General features: G+C 35.7%; 15 protein-coding genes. 4 read left to right on the forward strand and 11 right to left on the reverse strand.

The features are described from left to right. Window positions 1–392 precede the first annotated feature (392 nt). Window positions 393–3122 (forward strand): carboxypeptidase-like regulatory domain-containing protein, encoded by a 2730-nt coding sequence (locus tag C1638_RS12235; RefSeq protein ID WP_109621331.1) that lies wholly within the window; start codon window positions 393–395, stop codon window positions 3120–3122. A 14-nt stretch (window positions 3123–3136) separates the two neighbouring features. Then, window positions 3137–5341 (forward strand): DUF5689 domain-containing protein, encoded by a 2205-nt coding sequence (locus tag C1638_RS12240; RefSeq protein ID WP_109621333.1) that lies wholly within the window; start codon window positions 3137–3139, stop codon window positions 5339–5341. A 369-nt stretch (window positions 5342–5710) separates the two neighbouring features. On the opposite strand, the gene C1638_RS12245 is transcribed toward C1638_RS12240, so the two are convergent. From C1638_RS12245 to C1638_RS12265, 5 genes are all read right to left on the reverse strand, one after another. Beyond that, entirely contained in the window at window positions 5711–6181 is a 471-nt protein-coding gene (locus C1638_RS12245; protein WP_228428145.1) for a DUF6702 family protein, read from the reverse strand. A gap of 58 nt (window positions 6182–6239) precedes the next feature. Next, window positions 6240–6941, reverse strand: a complete 702-nt coding sequence (locus C1638_RS12250; protein ID WP_109621772.1) for an LOG family protein — start codon at window positions 6939–6941, stop codon at window positions 6240–6242. Between the two features lie 59 nt (window positions 6942–7000). Beyond that, complete coding sequence (locus C1638_RS12255) at window positions 7001–7714, reverse strand: nucleotidyltransferase family protein (RefSeq protein ID WP_109621337.1); 714 nt, start codon at window positions 7712–7714, stop codon at window positions 7001–7003. 71 nt (window positions 7715–7785) lie between these two features. Further along, entirely contained in the window at window positions 7786–8199 is a 414-nt protein-coding gene (locus C1638_RS12260) for a RapZ C-terminal domain-containing protein (RefSeq protein ID WP_109621339.1), read from the reverse strand. Window positions 8200–8215: 16 nt separating this feature from the next. Beyond that, on the reverse strand, window positions 8216–9232 hold the full coding sequence (locus C1638_RS12265) for an aminoglycoside phosphotransferase family protein (protein ID WP_109621341.1): 1017 nt from the start codon (window positions 9230–9232) through the stop codon (window positions 8216–8218). 257 nt (window positions 9233–9489) lie between these two features. On the opposite strand from C1638_RS12265, the gene xrtF reads away from it, so the two are divergent. Beyond that, window positions 9490–10020 carry an exosortase family protein XrtF gene (xrtF, locus tag C1638_RS12270; protein ID WP_109621343.1) on the forward strand — a complete coding sequence of 177 codons (531 nt, stop codon included), beginning with the start codon at window positions 9490–9492 and terminating at the stop codon, window positions 10018–10020. Continuing rightward, complete coding sequence (locus C1638_RS12275) at window positions 10007–10459, forward strand: exosortase F system-associated membrane protein (protein WP_109621345.1); 453 nt, start codon at window positions 10007–10009, stop codon at window positions 10457–10459. The genes xrtF and C1638_RS12275 overlap by 14 nt, the downstream gene beginning before the upstream one ends. A gap of 72 nt (window positions 10460–10531) precedes the next feature. On the opposite strand, the gene C1638_RS12280 is transcribed toward C1638_RS12275, so the two are convergent. From C1638_RS12280 to nadB, 6 genes are all read right to left on the reverse strand, one after another. Further along, on the reverse strand, window positions 10532–11530 hold the full coding sequence (locus tag C1638_RS12280; RefSeq protein WP_109621347.1) for a cation diffusion facilitator family transporter: 999 nt from the start codon (window positions 11528–11530) through the stop codon (window positions 10532–10534). A 57-nt stretch (window positions 11531–11587) separates the two neighbouring features. Next, window positions 11588–12580: an aspartate-semialdehyde dehydrogenase gene (locus C1638_RS12285; RefSeq protein ID WP_109621349.1), complete on the reverse strand. Its 993-nt coding sequence runs from the start codon at window positions 12578–12580 to the stop codon at window positions 11588–11590. A 66-nt stretch (window positions 12581–12646) separates the two neighbouring features. Continuing rightward, window positions 12647–13087, reverse strand: a complete 441-nt coding sequence (locus C1638_RS12290; protein ID WP_109621350.1) for a hypothetical protein — start codon at window positions 13085–13087, stop codon at window positions 12647–12649. An 84-nt stretch (window positions 13088–13171) separates the two neighbouring features. Continuing rightward, entirely contained in the window at window positions 13172–15736 is a 2565-nt protein-coding gene (locus tag C1638_RS12295; protein WP_109621352.1) for a TonB-dependent receptor, read from the reverse strand. Window positions 15737–15944: 208 nt separating this feature from the next. After that, entirely contained in the window at window positions 15945–16805 is an 861-nt protein-coding gene (nadC, locus tag C1638_RS12300; protein ID WP_109621354.1) for a carboxylating nicotinate-nucleotide diphosphorylase, read from the reverse strand. Window positions 16806–16818: 13 nt separating this feature from the next. Beyond that, on the reverse strand, window positions 16819–18390 hold the full coding sequence (gene nadB, locus C1638_RS12305; protein ID WP_109621356.1) for an L-aspartate oxidase: 1572 nt from the start codon (window positions 18388–18390) through the stop codon (window positions 16819–16821). Window positions 18391–18414: the final 24 nt, after the last annotated feature.

Raw genomic sequence — 18414 nt, forward strand, 5'->3', positions numbered from 1 at the left:
ATTCAAAAAATTGAGGGGGTAAAATTACTAATTTTATATAAGAATAAAGATTAAAATGATCTGAGTTTAGTTTAAGAAAAGGTTAAGAATGAGTTGAAATGCCCAATAAGAGGTGCTGGAGGGTGTTGTTTAGTTATAGATTGGATTTTATTTGCTATTAAGAAATGAGCTGTTTCCTATGAGATTCATAATTTCTATCATGATTGTTTTGTTGCTTTCGTAAGATGATCTTTCATTTTTTGTGATTGATTAAAAATTGCACTTTTTTTTAGGATAATGATGGTAGGTTAAGAAAATTTAATAGAATAAATAACTAAAAATGTTTTAGTTAATGAAAATAGTCCTAAATTTGTTGCCCCTTAAATAAAGAAGGAGTTAAAAATAAGTTTATTATGATTAAAAAACTATCCCTAATCTCTTTGTTTACGTTAATGCCTGCTTCTTTTTACTTTGCGCAAACTACTGTTTACGCGTATGTTAAAGATCAGGATGGTAAGCCTTTAGAGAAAGCAGAAGTAGATCTAGCACAGTCCGGGAACGATGCAGCCGCGGATAAAATTGGGTACTTCCAGTTTGTGGATTTAAAACCTGGCCATTATCTTATCACGGTAACAAAACCAAACTTTGAGTCAAAGATCCTAGAGTTTGATGTAGCTGCGGATGAGAAGAGAAAAGATTTAGGTGTTATTACACTTAATTACAATTTAGGATCAGACGCAGGAGTAATAGTTATTGATGACTCAGCAAATGATACTGAAGATGGAGGCTCATCTATGCAGCCTACTGTAGGACTTTTAAGCTCAGGAAGAGATGCTTTCCAAAATGTTTCCGCGTTTGAACTAGGTGCTTACTGGTTCAGACCAAGAGGAGTAGACAACAGATTTGAGGATGTAATGTTTAATGGTGTTTCCATGTCTAAAAATGATGATGGAAAAGTAGACTTTAATAACTGGGGTGGTCTTAATGATGTAACAAGATACCCTTACGAAAATGTAGATAACATCACTCCTTCAGAATATACCTTTGGTAATTTAGGAGGTGCTGTTTATTATAATACAAGAGCTTCCAGCTATAGAAAGCAGACTTCACTAGCTTATTCATTTACGAACAGAAGTTACCTGCACAGAGCCATTGCTACTTATTCTTCAGGTCTTACTAAGAATGGTTGGGCATTTACGTTCTCTGCAAGTAGAAGATGGGGAGATAGAGCAATCCTTGACGGAGTTTATCAGGATGCTTACGCTTATTTTGCGTCTATCGAGAAGAAATTCAGTGACAGACACTCTATTAACTTAACGGCCTTTGGATCTCCTACTTACAGAGCTTCCAATTCACCCAATACCCAAGAGGTGTATGACATCATGGGGAAAAACTATAACTCATACTGGGGATGGCAGGATGGAGAAAAAAGAAACTCCAGAATCAGAAATGTGTATGAGCCGGTATTTATGTTGACAGATTACCTGAAAATTGGTAAAAACTCAAACTGGATCAATACGGTTTCCTATCAGTTTGGTAGCGATGCAAGAAGTAGATTAGACTGGTTCCACGCTGCAGATCCAAACCCTACATATTACAGAAAATTACCAAGTTTTGGTCTTTTGACTGCTGATGAATTCAGAGCACAGGCACAGATCAACTGGAATGATCTATACAATACCAATCGTCTTAACCTAACCAATATGGATGGAACTGCAAGAGGAGCTTCCTACACATTGGTGGATGATGTAAATAAAGATAAAACTTTAAATATTGCATCACACTTTGATACAAGACTTAAAGACAACTGGAAATTGAATATTAACTTCAATTATCAGAACTTAAAATCAGATAACTTTAGAAGAATTAATGATTTATTAGGGGCTAACTACGCCAATAACCTTAATGCTTTTAATAATGATACTCAATACAATGTTGATGATCCCAACACACAGGTTAGAGTGGGAGACAGAACTCAATATTCTTATGAATTAACAAGAAACCATTATTCATTAAATGTTTCTTCCGAAGTTGATTTCAACAAGTGGAATGTGGTAGCTTCCATCTTCTCTTCATATTCTGAAGCTTACAGAGACGGGAAATTCAGAAATGCAATATTTTTGGATAACTCAAAAGGAAAGAGTGCTATTTATAATGCATTGGATGCGGGACTTAAAGGTAAGATTACTTACAAAATCAACGGAAAGAACTTTATTGTTTATAACGGAGCATTATTTAGCTTGGCACCAACCCTTAATGAGATCTTCATTAACCCAAGAATGGGAGATTTCTTAACTCCAGGAGTTAAAAATCAGGTGATCAACTCTAATGACATCAGCTATATCATGAGAGGTCAGATTCTAAAGCTTAGAATATCCGGATACTATACTACAATTAGTAACTCAACAGAGATTTCAAGATATTACTTAGCAGTTTCTTCCAATAATACAGGATCATACAACACACTGGTTAATGAGGCTATGAGTGGTGCAGACAAGAGATATCTTGGTGCAGAACTAGGATTTGATCTAAAGGTTACACCTACGCTTAACGCAGTTGGGGTAGCAAGTGTTGGTCAATATAAATTTACAAATACTCCTCAGGTATATACATTTGATGACCTTAACGGATTCAGAAGCTATGGTTCTGCTAATATTAAGGACTATAAAGTAGCGGGAACACCACAAAAGGCATTCTCTTTAGGATTGAAGTATAACTCTCCTAAATACTGGTGGGTAGGAGCATCTGCAAACTACCTGATGGATCAGTATCTTGATTTCTCAGCAATCAATAAAACAGCTGCAATGTACACGGTTCCGGGTACAGGAGGTCTTCTTTATGATGGTGTTACACCAGAGCTTATTCAAGAGCTTACAGCACAGAAGAAATTTGATGATCAATTTATGTTGAATGCTAACGCAGGGAAGTCTTTCCAATTCGGAAAGTACAGAATAGGTGTTAGCGTTTCAGTAAATAACATTTTAAATAACAGAAATTACGTAACAGGTGGATTCGAACAAGGAAGATATTCAAACTTCCCGGATGCACTTGCAGAATACCAAAGAGGTACTCCTTACTTCGGACCAAAACTTTGGTATGACAGAGGAAGAACTTTCTTTACTAATGTTTATTTAAGATTCTAATAACGACGACTATAATGAAAAAATATAATTCAGTTTTAAAATATATTTTTATCGCAGCAGCTTCTCTATTGGTAACAGTAGGATGTGTGCATGATGATAAATATGACCAACCTAACCTAGACGGGTATGACTGTGCAGACAAGCAAGGAATTGCAATGCCATTTGCTGATGTAAAGGCAAAATTCCAAAATAATACAGTGTATACTTTCCCTAAAGATGATACTCCTAACAATGAAGCAGATGATCTTTATATGGTAGGATATGTTTCTTCTACGGATGAAACGGGTAACGTTTACAAAACAATCTATATCCAGGATGCATTAGCAAACCCTACGCATGGTTTTACCATTAGTGTAGACATGGTAAGTAGCTATACTAAGTTCCCTCAGGGATCTAAGATATATGTAAAGCTTAATGGCCTTTCAATAGGAACTTACGGTGGAGTTGTACAATTAGGAGTGAAAACAGGAGCTGAATCAGCTGCTAATGGAGTATCCAGAATCCCGGAAAAATCAGTTCCAGGTATTATCTTCAGATCATGTACAACAAGAGGTGAAATTATTCCAAAAGTTTTAACTCTTGCTGAGCTGAAAAATAACGAAAACCTAATCGGTTGTCTTGTTCAGTTGAATGAGGTAGAATTTGATAGTAAAGCTCTATGTTCAAACTTTGCTCCTAACGGTCAAACTGTAGACAGAGGAATTGGACAAGGATGGAATGAATCAAGTAGTACATACGTTAATACAGCAGTAGTAAGAAACAGTGGATTTGCTTCATTTGCAAACCAGACTCTTCCTGCAGGAAAAGGAACACTTAAAGGAATTTACAGTAAGTTCCAGTCAGGTTCTACTACAACTTATCAATTCTATATCAATAAGGTATCTGACCTTGATATGGAAGGTGGTGCACTAGATGCTAATGGAAAAGACAAACACTTCCCTCGTTTAGATAAACTACAGGAAAATCCTTGTAGATTCAGTGCTACAAACCTTACAGCGAAAACAGTATCAGATATTAAGCAGCTTGCAGGATCATTAGCACCAAACGGATTGGTACAGATTACAGGAGATTTCTACCTGAAAGCTCAGATCACTGCTAATGATGAAACAGGAAACTTATTTAAGTATCTATATGTAGAAGATGCAACAGGAGGAATCAAGGTAAATATCAACAAAGCTGATTTATTCCTTGATGGTAGATTCAAAGTAGGAAAAGATCTGAATATTAAATTAAAAGGTTTATATATCAGAAACGTTGCAGGAGAGCTTCAGATTGGATCTAATGATTCAAGTTCTGCTATTGGTTACAGAATTAAAGAAGAAGATGTATACAAATCTCTATTTGATTCAAATGCACCGGCAAGAACAGTTGTAGCTACCGAAAGATCAATCTCTCAAATAACAACTGCTGATGTAGGAAGATGGATTAAAATTAAAGATCTTGAATTCATTAATGGTGATTTAGGAAAAACATATGCAGACGGATCAGCTCTTTCAAACAGAACGTTAGAAGACTGTTCAGGAAAAACAATTACACTGAGAACCAGCGGACGTGCTATCTTTGGGATCAAAGCAGCAAGTGCTATTGAGGTTGCAGGTGGAAAAGGAGATGTGTATGCTATCCTAAGTGTATTTAATGGTACTTACCAATTATGGATTACACAGCTTACAGATCTTAATTTGAATAACCCTAGATGTGATGGAAGCGTTTATACTCCTCTTCCGCTTCTTTACAGTGATGATTTCGCTGCAGGAGGTTTCGGTTCAGATTGGACAGTTGTGAACAAGGTTGGACCAAACCAATTCTGGGGAACATCTAACCAAGGAAACGGAACAAACTACTACGCAATGATGAATGGTAATGCAGGAGGTGCGGGTAATAACTTTGCGAACGAAGACTGGTTAATCTCTAAAGCAGTAAGCTTAGTTGGAAAATCTAAAGGAATTGTAACCTTTACTACTGACGTAAGATACGCAGGAAATACATTACAGGTATTTGCTACAGATAACTATACAGGGGACGTAGCAACAACCAATTGGACTGCACTTCCGGCAAATCTGGATACCAATTCAAATGCATTTGGAGACTGGGTAAGTTCTGGAAATGTTGACTTAAGTGCTTTCTTAGGTAAAAATGTAAGAATTGCATTCAAATATACCTCTACAACATCTGCTGCCGCAACATGGGAGATAGATGACTTTAAAATCAAAGGACAATAATTATTGTTTTTATAAAATTAAAACCGGTTCGTAAGAGCCGGTTTTTTTATTTGCTTAATGCAAGCTATTAAAGGAGAACCTTTAGAAAAAATGAACCAATATAGAAGTTGTGTAGACTATTTTTTAGCTAGGATTTCAACTTTATATATTGAACATTGCATGCATAAGAATGAAGAGTACATAAAATAATTGCGAATGCTGAAAATGTTGAACGTCTTTATCCTTAAACATGTAGAGATTGGTTCTTTGTGTATTGAAAAATAATACTATCCTGTTGGTTTTAGAATTCTTAAAGAATAAATATAAGACCTACCTATAAACAAAAAACCACCGCATCAGCAGTGGTTTTATATTTTAAAAATTATTCTTTTAAAAAGATACCTCATTTACCTCTTTTCCCCTTTGGAAGTTCATCGTTTTCTGACTGCCTTTGTAGGCAATGTTTACGAGGTTAATCTGCTTAGGAAAAGCACTTAAGAGGATCGTGTTTTTAATTTTTAAGGTATTGATATCTGAAACTCCTCCGGTTTCAAAATATACCCATACAGTTTCTCCGCTTATCTGACTTCCGGTGAAAGTAATTGTTTTGGGAGCACCATTGACAAATACATCAAAATTATTGTTCACATATTTTTTCACTTCTGCTTCAAATCCGGCTGTATTCGGGTTGATCTTAATAGCATCAGAGATATGGCTTGTATTCATTTTTGTGGTAAACTTCAATGTCTTGCTTCCATCAATATAATCCACCTTGGTCATTGAAGAGAAAAAGTCTACATACATAAAACTCATTAACACAAAACATGTTAAAATTCCTGATATATATAAAAGTTTTTTCATCTTAATTAATAGATTTACAATCATACTTGCTAGTTATAGTTCACAAATAATATGCCAATTAGAAATTTACATTCACAGAATACTTATCATAAAAAGCCTTAATGTGTGCTACTGCCTCATCAGCAGTGTCTACCACTCTGTAAAGATCCAAATCATCTTCTGCAATCATGCTTTCTTTTAAGAGCGTTGCTTTGAACCAATCCAGTAATCCACCCCAAAATTCACTTCCTACCAATACAATCGGAAACTTACCAATCTTGTTGGTTTGAATCAATGTCATTGCTTCCGTTAGCTCATCTAAAGTTCCAAAACCTCCGGGCATAACCACGAAACCTTGGGAATACTTTACAAACATTACCTTTCTCACGAAAAAGTAATCGAAATTCATAGAATAAGACTTGTTGATGTAAGGATTGAAATGCTGCTCAAAAGGAAGATCAATATTAAGTCCAATTGATTTTCCGTTGGCATTGAAAGCCCCTTTATTTCCTGCTTCCATGATTCCTGGACCACCTCCGGTAATAATTCCGAAGCCTAGCTTTGTAATCTTTTCAGCAATTTCTACGGCCATTTCATAGTATTTATTATCAGGTTTCAGACGTGCTGAACCGAATATAGAAACACATGGGCCAATTTTTGCCAGCTTTTCATAGCCATCCACAAACTCAGCCATGATCTTGAAGACCATCCAGCTGTCCTTGGTAACGGTTTCGTCCCAAGTTTTTTGTCTGAAACTGTCGTGTAGCTTTATTTCGTTCATATCAAATTCCGGATTTACTAAACTTTCATCCCTCGTTCCATCAATTCCCATTACAAAATTTATTTAAAATGTTTTTCGGCTTCTATTACAGATTCTGGTCTTCCGACATCTATAAGAAGACTGTCATGTACAAAACCGTGGATATGTTCGGTCTGCATCAGATCCAGATATTCTTCCATAACAGAAAATTTGCCTTTTCTTTTTATTTTTTCAAAGATGGTAGGGTTGATACAATGAACACCACTGAAAGCAAGAGCCTTAAATCCTTTGTTGAATTCTGCAAGTCTCTGCTCTCCTGTCTGTACATTCAGCCAACCTCTTAAAACCATGTCATCATTGAAAAGAAGTTTTCTCGAACTTTCACGGTCCGAAACTGCTAAAGTAGCAAAATCTTTTATCTTTTTATGATATTCTACCAAAGCATTGATGTTTATATTGGTTAAAATATCAGCATTCATGATTAGAAAATCTTCTCCATGATCAAGAAATTTTCTAGCAAAAATTAAGCCGCCTCCGGTTTCCAGCAATTCGTTGGTTTCATCCGAGATTTCAATGTTACATCCGAAGTTATCATTTTTATTCAAAAAATCAACAATCTGATCTCCGAAATGATGGATGTTAATTACAAAATCTTGTATACCAAAACCTTTCAGGTACTTGATGTTTCTCTCCAAAAGTGGAATATCATTCACCTTTGCCAGTGCTTTAGGGTGATGATCTGTAAACGGTTTAAGTCTGGTGCCTTTTCCTGCGGCGAAAATTAAAGCTTTCATATAGTATGAGTAATGCGTGATAAGTAGTGAGTCGTTAAAATAAATAAGTAAATATTACTTATTGCTCATTACTAATTACTAATGTTGAGTTGTGGCTGTTCATCGTGGTGGATGGTTACTTCTGTTCCGTTCGGGTATTTTTCTCTGATGAATTCAGCAATTTTTATTGCAGAATATACAGATCTGTGCTGTCCGCCTGTGCATCCGAAATTGATTTGTAAATTTTCAAAACCTCTTTCAAGATAATCATCAATATTGATGGACACGAGAGACTTTATTAGCTCTAAAAATTTAGGCATTTCAGTTTTTGTTTCAAGATACTCCTGAACACCAATGTCATTTCCGGTTTGGATCTTGTATTCTTCAATTCTTCCTGGGTTTAGGATTCCTCTGCAGTCAAAGGCAAAACCGCCTCCATTTCCTGAATCATCTTTTGGAATTCCTCCTTTCTTGTACGAAAAACTGTGTATATCGATGTGTAGCATTTTCTTTATTATTTTTTTACTTTAAAATAGTATCAATTTTTTGTTTTACTTTATCTGTAGCTAGTTGCTGGATCACTTTAAAAAGTTCAGGATAGTTATCCATTTCTTCCCAGCAAGAAGCAAACTGAGTGATATTTTGAATTCCTTTTTCCAGACTTGCCATAAAATGTTGTTTCCTCTGGATCAAGCCTCTGAAACCATAAGCTCCCAATACCTGAAGAAATCTCATCATTTGAATGGGTTTAACCGATCTTCTTAGTTGAATTTTAATTTCTTGGTTATCAAATAATTGAATGTAAAAATCTAGCATTTCATTTTTAAAGTCTTCAGGGAAATCTGCCTTGGCCTGAAAAAGAAAAGAAATGACATCATACATTAAAGGGCCTTTCATTGCTGATTGATAATCGATGAATGAAACTTCATTTTTCCCATTCACCATGATATTTCTTGCCTGAAAATCACGGATCATAATTCCCTTAGGTTCCAGATTTTCTACAAGTGAAGCAATTTTCTTGAATTCCTTTAGTAGGGTAGATTTGTTATATTCCAGCTCCAGAACGTCTGCTACAAAATTTTTGAAGTAGTAAAGATCATGAATGATTGGCAGTTCATCATAACTTTCATATTCAAATGTCTTTGTGAAATCAATTTTCCCTTGGGTTTTTATCTGCAGTTGGAAAAGTTTTTCCAGGGTTTGCTGTACCAATGACTTTACCTCCTGTGAAACATGTTCTTTTGTAATTACTTCCGAAAGGGTTTTTTCTCCTAAAAATTGCTGGATGTACATTTTTCTGTCATCCGAAATAGATAGGATAGCAGGCGTATTAAGGCTTAATTCTGAGAATACCTGAGAATAATACAGGAAGCTTTCATTTTCCGGAATATTTTCATTGTAGGTGATGATATATTTTTCAGTAGGGGTTATGGCCAGAAAATTTACCCTCGCAGAACCGCTTTGAGCTAGTGTGATGAATTCAGTGGATTTTTTACCAAGATGGTTTTCAAAAAATCTTTTTGCGTTTTCAGAAGTCATAATATTGAAACAAATATACTAATTTAACATGAGTTGGAAATAAAGGATATAGATAGTTTTAAGATCGCCTTGAAAAGAAGCAAAAGATAAATTACGATTATCTGAACTGATTTGTATTTCAGAAATTTCTAAGAATTTTTTTTATAATTTATCACTCAATAGTGGATTTTATTCTACTGTAACTGGCTTTCTATCTTATGTTTGAAGTTTCTTACTTTGGACTCAGATTATTACAGTCTAATTTTTATCTTTGTAGCATGCTAAAGGACTTTAAGCCAGTGTTAGGTATTTTACTTCGCTTCATCATTATTTATCTGGTGTTGCTTTTTGCTTATCAATTTTATCTGAACGCTAATAAGGATTTCGGTTTGGATCCTTTTTCTAGAATAATTGCCGATCAGGTGAGTGCTGTACAGAATGTTATAGCGTACCCGACAAAGCTTTATGATGATGGTAAAAATGAACAGGTTTGGTTCTATGTAAAGAATCAATATGTAACAAGGATGGTAGAGGGATGCAATGCTGTTTCTGTTATTATCTTGTTTGTGTCTTTTATTTTTGCATTTTATAAAGGTGTAAAGACATTTGTTTTTGTAGGAGTGAGTCTGGTCTTGCTTTATATTATGAATCTTTTACGGATCGTAGGGTTGAACATTGTAATGGTGGATCATAAAGAGTATGGAAAAATGTTTCATGACTTTGTTTTTCCTGCTATTATCTATGGAAGTGTGGTTGTGCTTTGGCTTGTTTGGATTAAATTCTTTGCTTTAAAACATGAAAATTCTTAATTGGCTTTTAGTTATCTCCGGGATCTGTGGTCTGATAGGAATAAGGGTGTTAGAAGAAAAACTTTTCTATGATCCTTTTCTGGGATATTTTCATGAAGCCAATAAAAATATTGAGTTTCCCATATTTGAATGGGGAAAATTAATTTTGGGGCATTTATTTCGGTTTCTTCTTAACCTGTTGTTTTCCTGTTTGATTATTCAAGGATTATTTAAAAACAGGCAATGGACAATACAGGGGGCCATTATGATGATCATTATTTTTGTAATTTCCCTATCCATATATCTGTATTGTATTCATAATCATTTTGAAATAGGATATCTTTTTTCATTCTATATGAGAAGATTTGTGATACAACCTTTGATTATATTATTGATCATTCCAATATTTTATTATAGAAAGCAGATGATGGAAAAAGTGTCTGGAAACAAGGAAAGCTGAAAAAGCAAGTAATGTTGACATTTAATCTACATTTTTGCTTTCTCAGCCCTCTTTATTTTCTTTGTCTTTAGATTACTCTACTGTATGTTTATCTATACTGGTTACATTCTCAGGAGTCCATTCTACACGTTTCACGAAGTCCTTTTCCCGTACGGGGCAGTTTTTGATCTGACAAACGGAGCATGATATTGGTTTACAATCATCCATATGAAAGTTGAACTCAATACTACGCTTAATGTTTTTTGCCAGAAGAAGAATGACTTTTTCCATTTCATTATGCGCATCACGCAGGCTGTAATACCAGGGAAGGGTAATGTGGGCATCAATATGTAGAGAAGCTCCGAATTGCTGAATTTTCATGTTGTGTACATCAATCCATTCTGTTTTTCTGTTTTCTTCAAGGACTCTGATGATCTGGTTTAATATTTCCGGATCCTGTTCATCCATAATACCGCTTAACGATTTACGAACGATTTTATAGCCTACAAAGATGATGTAAAGCCCAAAGATTAATGCTACGGCAGAGTCCAGCCAATAAATCTTTGTAAAATATACAATTACTAAGCTTATGACTACACCTAGGGTTGTAATAGTATCTGATTGTAGATGCTTTCCGGAAGAAATAAGGACCAGAGAATTTTCTCTTTCTCCTTTTTTTATGGAAATATAGCCCAAAAGGTAGTTGATAACAGCGGTAGCCGCAATAATCCATATTCCTAAATCGATCTTGCTGAGTGTCTTCCCTACAATGAGACTGTGGATTCCCTCATAAATGATCATGAGGCCTGCTATGGCTATCAAGGCTCCCTCGATACCGGAAGTTACAAATTCTACTTTACCATGACCGTAAGGGTGATCATCATCCTTAGGTTTTGCTGCAAGGTGAAGAGAATAAAGTCCCATGAATGCACTGATGACATTCACGATACTTTCCATGGCATCGGAGAACACAGCATCGGAATTGGTTAATTTCCAAGCGATGATTTTTCCGATAAAAAGGATTACGCCAAATGCCGCAATGATCTTTTGAAATCCTATTTTGTCTTTATGGGTGTTTTTCGGGGTATTCATAAAGTGTTTGATAAAAAAAAGAATCTCAATTTTGAGACTCTTTTTTATTTTGTTAGTTTATACTAAGTTGTTTGCTACAAGGTATTCTGCAATTTGTACAGCGTTTGTTGCGGCTCCTTTCCTTAGGTTATCTGCTACGATCCAAAGGTTGAGCGTTTTGGGCTGCGAGAGATCTCGTCTTATTCTTCCTACGAAGACCTCGTCTTTTCCTTCCAGATAGAAAGGCATCGGGTAGTGGTTGTTTTTAACGTCATCCATCACCACAACTCCTGGGGTTTCAGATAAGATCTTTCTTACTTCATCCAGCTCAAATTCGTTTTCAAATTCGATGTTTACACTTTCTGAGTGACCTCCCTGAACAGGAACTCTTACTGCTGTTGCAGTCAAATTGAATGTATCATCACCTAAAATTTTCTTAGGCTCTTTCATCAACTTGATTTCTTCTTTAGTATAATCATCATCTGCAAATACATCACAGTGAGGTAATGCATTCTTAAAGATTTGATATGGATAAACCTTAGCGATAGAATCATCGCCATTGATCTCTCCGTTTAATTGATCTACTGCCGCTTTACCTGTTCCTGTTACAGACTGGTAAGTGGAAACGACCACTCTTTTTAAATCATATTTTTTGTTCAAAGGTCCTAAAACCATAACCAATTGAATGGTAGAACAATTCGGATTTGCAATAATTTTGTCTTCTTTGGTCAACACATCAGCATTGATTTCCGGAACAACCAATTTTTTGTCAGGATCCATTCTCCAAGCTGAAGAATTATCAATAACAGTTGTTCCTGCTTCTGCAAACAAAGGAGCAAACTCAAGGGAAGTAGAACCTCCTGCAGAGAAGATCGCAATATCCGGTTTGGCAGCTATAGCGTCCTTCATGCTTACAATAGTAAATTCCTTCTGTTTATACTTCACCTTCTTACCTACAGATTTTTCAGATGCTACTGGAATTAATTCTGTTATAGGGAAGTTTCTCTCCTCCAAAACTTTAAGCATAACTTGTCCAACCATTCCTGTTGAACCGACTACAGCTACTTTCATTGATTTAATTAAAAATTTAAGATTAAACTATTTATAAATTATAACACATATAATTTCTTTATTTTTTTAAGCCCCAAAGACTTTTACCCAAGGGAATGCAAATGCAAATAATCCTACTGCAATTAATCCCATAATGGTAATTCCAAGGGAAATTGTATCGTTTGATTTTACTTTTTTGTTGATGATGGTCATTAATACTGCTGCGATAAGCATAGAGAATGGGTGCTCAACAAATGTTTGTCTGCTGTAAGCATCTTTCATTAATGTTCCGGAATCTAAAGCAGCTTTAAAACCTGGAGAAAATATGAATAACAAGCATATTCCTAATAAAAACTGAACGTGGAAGAAAATCATCGTGAAGAGAGTAGTCTTCTTTAAAAATTTGTTCACTTTTCCACTGAAGCCGAACATAGTAGCTAAAAGTGCAATGATAAATAATGCAACTAAAAGAAGTTCTAAATATCCGAATCCTTTGTGTGCACTAAGAAAAATCTTGTAAAAATCCATAATCCTATTTTTTTGTACACAAAGATAACAAAAATCCCGGCTCAAAGCCGGGATTCATATTTATAAAATCTAATATTGTGATAATTAGAAGTTGAATGATAGAGTTGCAGTCCAAGTTCTACCGAATCCGAAGAATACCTGGTTAGAAGTATCTAATCCTTTGTAGAAGTTTTTAGGATTGTTGATATAAGCATCATATTGTTGCTGAGCCGTAGCTGTAGGCGTAGCTGTGAAATCACCTACCGTTTTAATATGGTTACTTGTATTAGATTCTGCAATGTAAGTTGTATCAAACAAGTTATATACATTTCCTCTAATTGTAAAGAATTGCTTACTGTTTAGGTTAATTTTATAAGAAAGACCTAAATCAAATAAGTTAAAGCTTGGTAATTTTAGAGTTCCTCTGTCAGCAGCAGCTTGAGATCTAAAGTTGAAAGCATCTAAGCTTGCATATAGATTGTTAGTATTTCTCCATGTAGCATCAAAGCTTAGGTTTTTAACAGGTCTTACTGTAACACCTAATGAAGCTGTCATTTGAGCGGCATCACCTACTTTTACTTTATCTAAGTATAGAGTAGTTTCGTTGCTTGTGCTTCCAGGGAAGTTAAGAGGTAAGTTTGTGCTGTCTTCAAAAAGAGCTGCAGTTGCATTTCCTTTGTAGTACCAATCTCCAACAGAGAACATACCATTAACTGTTAATAGTTTGTTCAGGTTATAGCTAGCATCTACTTCTAGACCCATGTGAACTTCGTTTAGTCCGTTCATCTCTACATAACCAGTTTTTCCAGCTATAACATCTCTTACCCCGCTTCTTCGAAGGTATCTGTCATCCCAAGAAGTTCTGTATAGGTTAACGTTAGCATTGAACCTTGATGATCTGAATCCGTATCCGATTTCTGCACCAAAGATTTTTTCATTTTTAAGATCTGGAGAAACAATGTTTTCATTACTTCTGTATACTGCGCTGAAGAATGGTTGTTTTTCATAGTATCCAATATTTCCGAAAACGTTATGCTGTTCGTTGATGTTATAGTTAACACCTGCTTTAATGTTATATCCAAAAAGGTTTTTGAATCCTGTTTTAGTATTCATGATTTCTCCTTTTTTAGACTTAGAAACCCCATCAATAATGAAGTTGTCAATTCTTTGGAAACCTTGGTTGGAAACTGATCCCTGAATGAATGCAGAAACCTTATCATTTGTATATTCGAATTGTCCGAAAGCTCCATACCAAAGTACTTCACCGTCGTTACTATAACCAATTCTGTTGTTCATGTCATCAACCTTACCTCCAAATGGATTCCAGCTTGATTCTGGTTTAGATACAGCTGTTACCAAGTTAGGCGGGATATTTTTGTTGTTCTTGTCAAGATATCCGCTTCCTCCTAGTAGGTCAGTAACTACCTGATAGTGGTAACCATAGTAATATCTTGCATCAATACCTGCAGAGAACTTAAATTTATCGTTGATTGTATGGTTGAAGCTAGAAATTACACCAAACCAGTTGTGTGAGTTGATAGAAGCATTTCTAATAAGAATACCTTTATCCGGAGTTGAAGCCTGGTTAGCTGCATAAAGATCTCCAAGGTTGTATAAACCTGTTGTTTGATCTCTGAAACTGTTTAAGCTCTTCCCGTTAGCAGAACCTGTTGTGTTTGTTCCACCACCTCTACCAAAAGATGCATAGAATACAGTGTTAAGCTTTGATTTTTCACTCATTGACCAGTCCCAGTTCAATGACATTACCGGCTTGTGATAGTAATTAACTCTTGTTGCATATTCTTTTCCATCCAGGTATCCCCAATCTGAGTTGTATCTTCTGTTTGGAGTTCCATCATTATCAGGATTGAATTTTATATAATCTCCAATAGTAATTGCGTATGATCTTTGGTTGTGCCATTGTGGAGCTCCAGTAATTGTAAATTGAAACTCATGATTACCTCCTGGTTTTTTATATCCTACAGCGAAATAGTAGTTGTACCCTTCGAACTTAGTTCCATCAGCGTACATAGATCCTGCAGTTCTGGACATTAAGAAAGAAGATGCCCATCCTTTTTCAGATCTTCCTGTATTGTAAGCGAAAAGAGATTTTACATAGTCATTGTTCCCTACTGCTAAAGATACAATACCACCTTGTTTTTTATCAGCTGCTCTTGTAAGAATGTTTACAGTTCCTCCTACAGATGCGATAGCTAATTTAGAAGAACCAAGACCTCTCTGTACTTGCATAGCAGAAGTTACATCAGATAATCCTGCCCAGTTTGACCAGTAAACAGATCCTCCTTCCATATCGTTTACAGGCATACCGTTTACCATTACGGCAATATTGTTTTGGTTAAATCCTCTAATATTTAATTTAGAGTCTCCAAAACCACCACCACCTTTAGTAGCATAAACTGATGGTGTTGTATTCAAGATCTCAGGGAATTCCTGATTTCCTAATCTTTCAACAATTTGTGCTTCCTTAATTGTTGAAACTGCTACTGGCGTCTTTCTATCTTTAGCGATATCGGCAACACCAGTTATTACAACTTGTTCAATGTCAGTAGACTTTGATTTTACTGTGTCCTGAACCTGTTGAGCATAATAGACGCTAGCTGTAGATAATGTGATTACTGCAGATAACATCGATTTGTTGATTAATTTCATAATCGTTAGTAATAATTAGATTTAATTTTCTGCAAAATTCGCGAAATTAATTTTAACTATTATTAACTCAATGTTAATTTTTAATCAGTCTTAATAATGTTAATCGTTTGATTATCAGTAAAATGAGCAAAAAACAACATTTTACATGAAAAAAGTCATGTTATTGAATTTCTAACAAAGTGGGGGTGTTTTTATTAAAAATTCAACGCTATTTCACTGCTTTGAGACTCAAATCGATATTCTCAGCCGAGTGTGTAAGGGCGCCCACAGAGATAAACGTAACTCCTGTAGAAGCAATTTCTTTAAGCATATCACGGGTAATTCCACCTGAAGCTTCAGACTCGCAAGAACCATTAATCATCTTTACAGCTTGTCTCATGGTCTTTACATCCATATTATCAAGCATGATTCTGTCAACTTTTGCATTGATGGCTTCCTGAACTTCTTCAAGATTTCTTGTCTCAACTTCAATTTTTAACTTTTTCTTGCTTTTTTTAACATAATCTTTTGCCATTTTTACGGCATTAGTAATGCTTCCGTTATAGTCGATGTGATTATCTTTAAGCATAATCATATCATAAAGACCATATCTGTGGTTGGTACCACCACCAATAGCAACGGCCCATTTTTCACAAATTCTGAAATTCGGAGTGGTTTTTCTGGTGTCTAAAAGCTTTGTTTTTGTACCAATTAATCTGGTGTCCCATTCATGAGTAAGTGTTGCAATTCCGCTCATTCTCTGCATACAGTTAAGAACAAGTCTTTCTGTGGAAAGTATTGATCTTGCACTTCCGGTTACAATAAGAGCTATGTCTCCCACTTTTGCTGTATCACCGTCCTTAAGGAAGGTTTCAATTTTTAAATTTTTGTCAAAAGTTGTGAATATAATTTCTGCAAGCTCTACGCCTGCCAAAATACAATCCTGTTTTACCAAAAGCTTTGCACTTTGCTCCAGATCCTTTGGAATGGTGGAAAGGGTAGAGTGATCTCCATCCTGAATGTCTTCTTCTAAGGCGCTGTTTATAAAAGTTTTTAATGCTTTATCGGTAACGTAGCTTGGTTTTTTCATTATTGTATTTTTTTTAGACTAGGTCTTTATTATAAAATGCTCCCTTATTCTCTGTCATTTCCATAGATTGGGTAATGATGAGGTAAGCAACGGTGGTTAGGTTTCTTAATTCTGATAACTGTGGAGAAAGGATAGAGTAGTGGTAAATTTCATCAACGGCAGCAGCAATTTCCTGATGCTTTTGCAGGGCCATATTCAGACGGCGGTTGCTTCTTACGATACCTACAAGATCACTCATCATTTCCTGAAGCTGTTTTCTAAGGTAGCTAACAATAACCATTTCATCCATGATTTTCATTCCTTCTTCGTTCCATTCCGGAACGGCTTTCAGATCATCAAAGTTGAATTTATTTTCATTTAATAAGGACATAGTTTTCATGGCAGCATTATGTCCGAACACCAATCCTTCAAGTAAAGAGTTTGAAGCAAGTCTGTTGGCACCATGTAATCCCGAGTTAGTGCATTCTCCTACAGCAAATAGATTTCTGATGGAGGATTGCCCGTCTCTGTCTACTTCAATTCCTCCCATTAAATAGTGGCAGGCCGGTACGACAGGTATCAATTGAGTGAATGGATCAATTCCTTCATCTTTGCACTTCTTGTAAATATTAGGAAAGTGTTCTAAGAATTTTTCGTGATTCATTTCCTTACAATCTAAGCCGACAAATTCGTCTCCGGTAATTTTCATTTCGGCATCGATAGCTCTTGCAACTATATCTCTAGATGCTAATTCTTCACGCTCGTCATATTTATGCATGAATTTTTCGCCTCTTTTTGTTCTTAATTTTGCTCCGTCTCCGCGTACTGCTTCTGAGATTAAGAACAACATTCCATCCATTTTGCTATACAAAGCTGTTGGGTGAAACTGATAATACTGCATATTGGAAACCTTTCCTTTAGCACGGGCTACGAAAGCAATTCCGTCTCCTGTAGCAATGGTAGGATTGGTTGTGTTTTTATAAACATGTCCGGCGCCTCCTGTGGCAACCAGTGTTATTTTAGAAGTAATTTTTTTGATCGTTTTGGATTTTTCATCCAATATATAAGCACCGTAGCAGTGAATGTCTCCTTCGTTAAGTTCTTTTCCGGGAACATGGTGCTGGGTAATGATATCAATTACATAATGATGATCAAGGATTTCAATGTTAGGGCTGCTTTTGGCTGTTTCCAATAAAGCTCTTTCAATTTCAAATCCGGTGATGTCTTTATGGTGAACAATTCTGTTTTCGGTATGGCCTCCTTCTCTTCCCAGTGCAAATTTTCCGTTCTTCATATCGAACTGGGCACCCCACTCTACAATTTCATTGAATCTTGCTGGGGCTTCCCTTACTACCATTTCTACAACATCGCGTTTATTTTCTCCGTCACCGGCACGCATCGTATCATCAATATGTTTTTGAAAATTGTCATTCTGAAAGTCTGTCACTACGGCTAGTCCGCCCTGTGCATATTTCGTATTGCTTTCGTCTTCGTCAGATTTTGTTACGATGATGATTTTGGCATCAGGGAGTTGTTCAGAAACTTTAATGGCATAGGAAAGTCCGGAAATACCGGAACCGATTACTAATACATCCGCTTTTATCATATGCTTGCTTTAGGTACAATCGTT

It is taken from the genome of Chryseobacterium oncorhynchi, from assembly GCF_002899895.1.
GTDB lineage: Bacteria > Bacteroidota > Bacteroidia > Flavobacteriales > Weeksellaceae > Chryseobacterium > Chryseobacterium oncorhynchi.

Coding starts and splice junctions, on each gene's coding strand:
- C1638_RS12275 (WP_109621345.1), top strand. CDS start 10,007: ATGAAAATTCTTAATTGGCTTTTAGTTATCTCCGGGATCTGTGGTCTG.
- C1638_RS12245 (WP_228428145.1), bottom strand. CDS start 6,181: ATGAAAAAACTTTTATATATATCAGGAATTTTAACATGTTTTGTGTTA.
- C1638_RS12265 (WP_109621341.1), bottom strand. CDS start 9,232: ATGACTTCTGAAAACGCAAAAAGATTTTTTGAAAACCATCTTGGTAAA.
- C1638_RS12285 (WP_109621349.1), bottom strand. CDS start 12,580: ATGAAAGTAGCTGTAGTCGGTTCAACAGGAATGGTTGGACAAGTTATG.
- xrtF (WP_109621343.1), top strand. CDS start 9,490: ATGCTAAAGGACTTTAAGCCAGTGTTAGGTATTTTACTTCGCTTCATC.
- C1638_RS12255 (WP_109621337.1), bottom strand. CDS start 7,714: ATGAAAGCTTTAATTTTCGCCGCAGGAAAAGGCACCAGACTTAAACCG.
- C1638_RS12280 (WP_109621347.1), bottom strand. CDS start 11,530: ATGAATACCCCGAAAAACACCCATAAAGACAAAATAGGATTTCAAAAG.
- nadB (WP_109621356.1), bottom strand. CDS start 18,390: ATGATAAAAGCGGATGTATTAGTAATCGGTTCCGGTATTTCCGGACTT.
- C1638_RS12295 (WP_109621352.1), bottom strand. CDS start 15,736: ATGAAATTAATCAACAAATCGATGTTATCTGCAGTAATCACATTATCT.
- C1638_RS12260 (WP_109621339.1), bottom strand. CDS start 8,199: ATGCTACACATCGATATACACAGTTTTTCGTACAAGAAAGGAGGAATT.
- C1638_RS12235 (WP_109621331.1), top strand. CDS start 393: ATGATTAAAAAACTATCCCTAATCTCTTTGTTTACGTTAATGCCTGCT.
- C1638_RS12250 (WP_109621772.1), bottom strand. CDS start 6,941: ATGAACGAAATAAAGCTACACGACAGTTTCAGACAAAAAACTTGGGAC.
- C1638_RS12240 (WP_109621333.1), top strand. CDS start 3,137: ATGAAAAAATATAATTCAGTTTTAAAATATATTTTTATCGCAGCAGCT.
- C1638_RS12290 (WP_109621350.1), bottom strand. CDS start 13,087: ATGGATTTTTACAAGATTTTTCTTAGTGCACACAAAGGATTCGGATAT.
- nadC (WP_109621354.1), bottom strand. CDS start 16,805: ATGAAAAAACCAAGCTACGTTACCGATAAAGCATTAAAAACTTTTATA.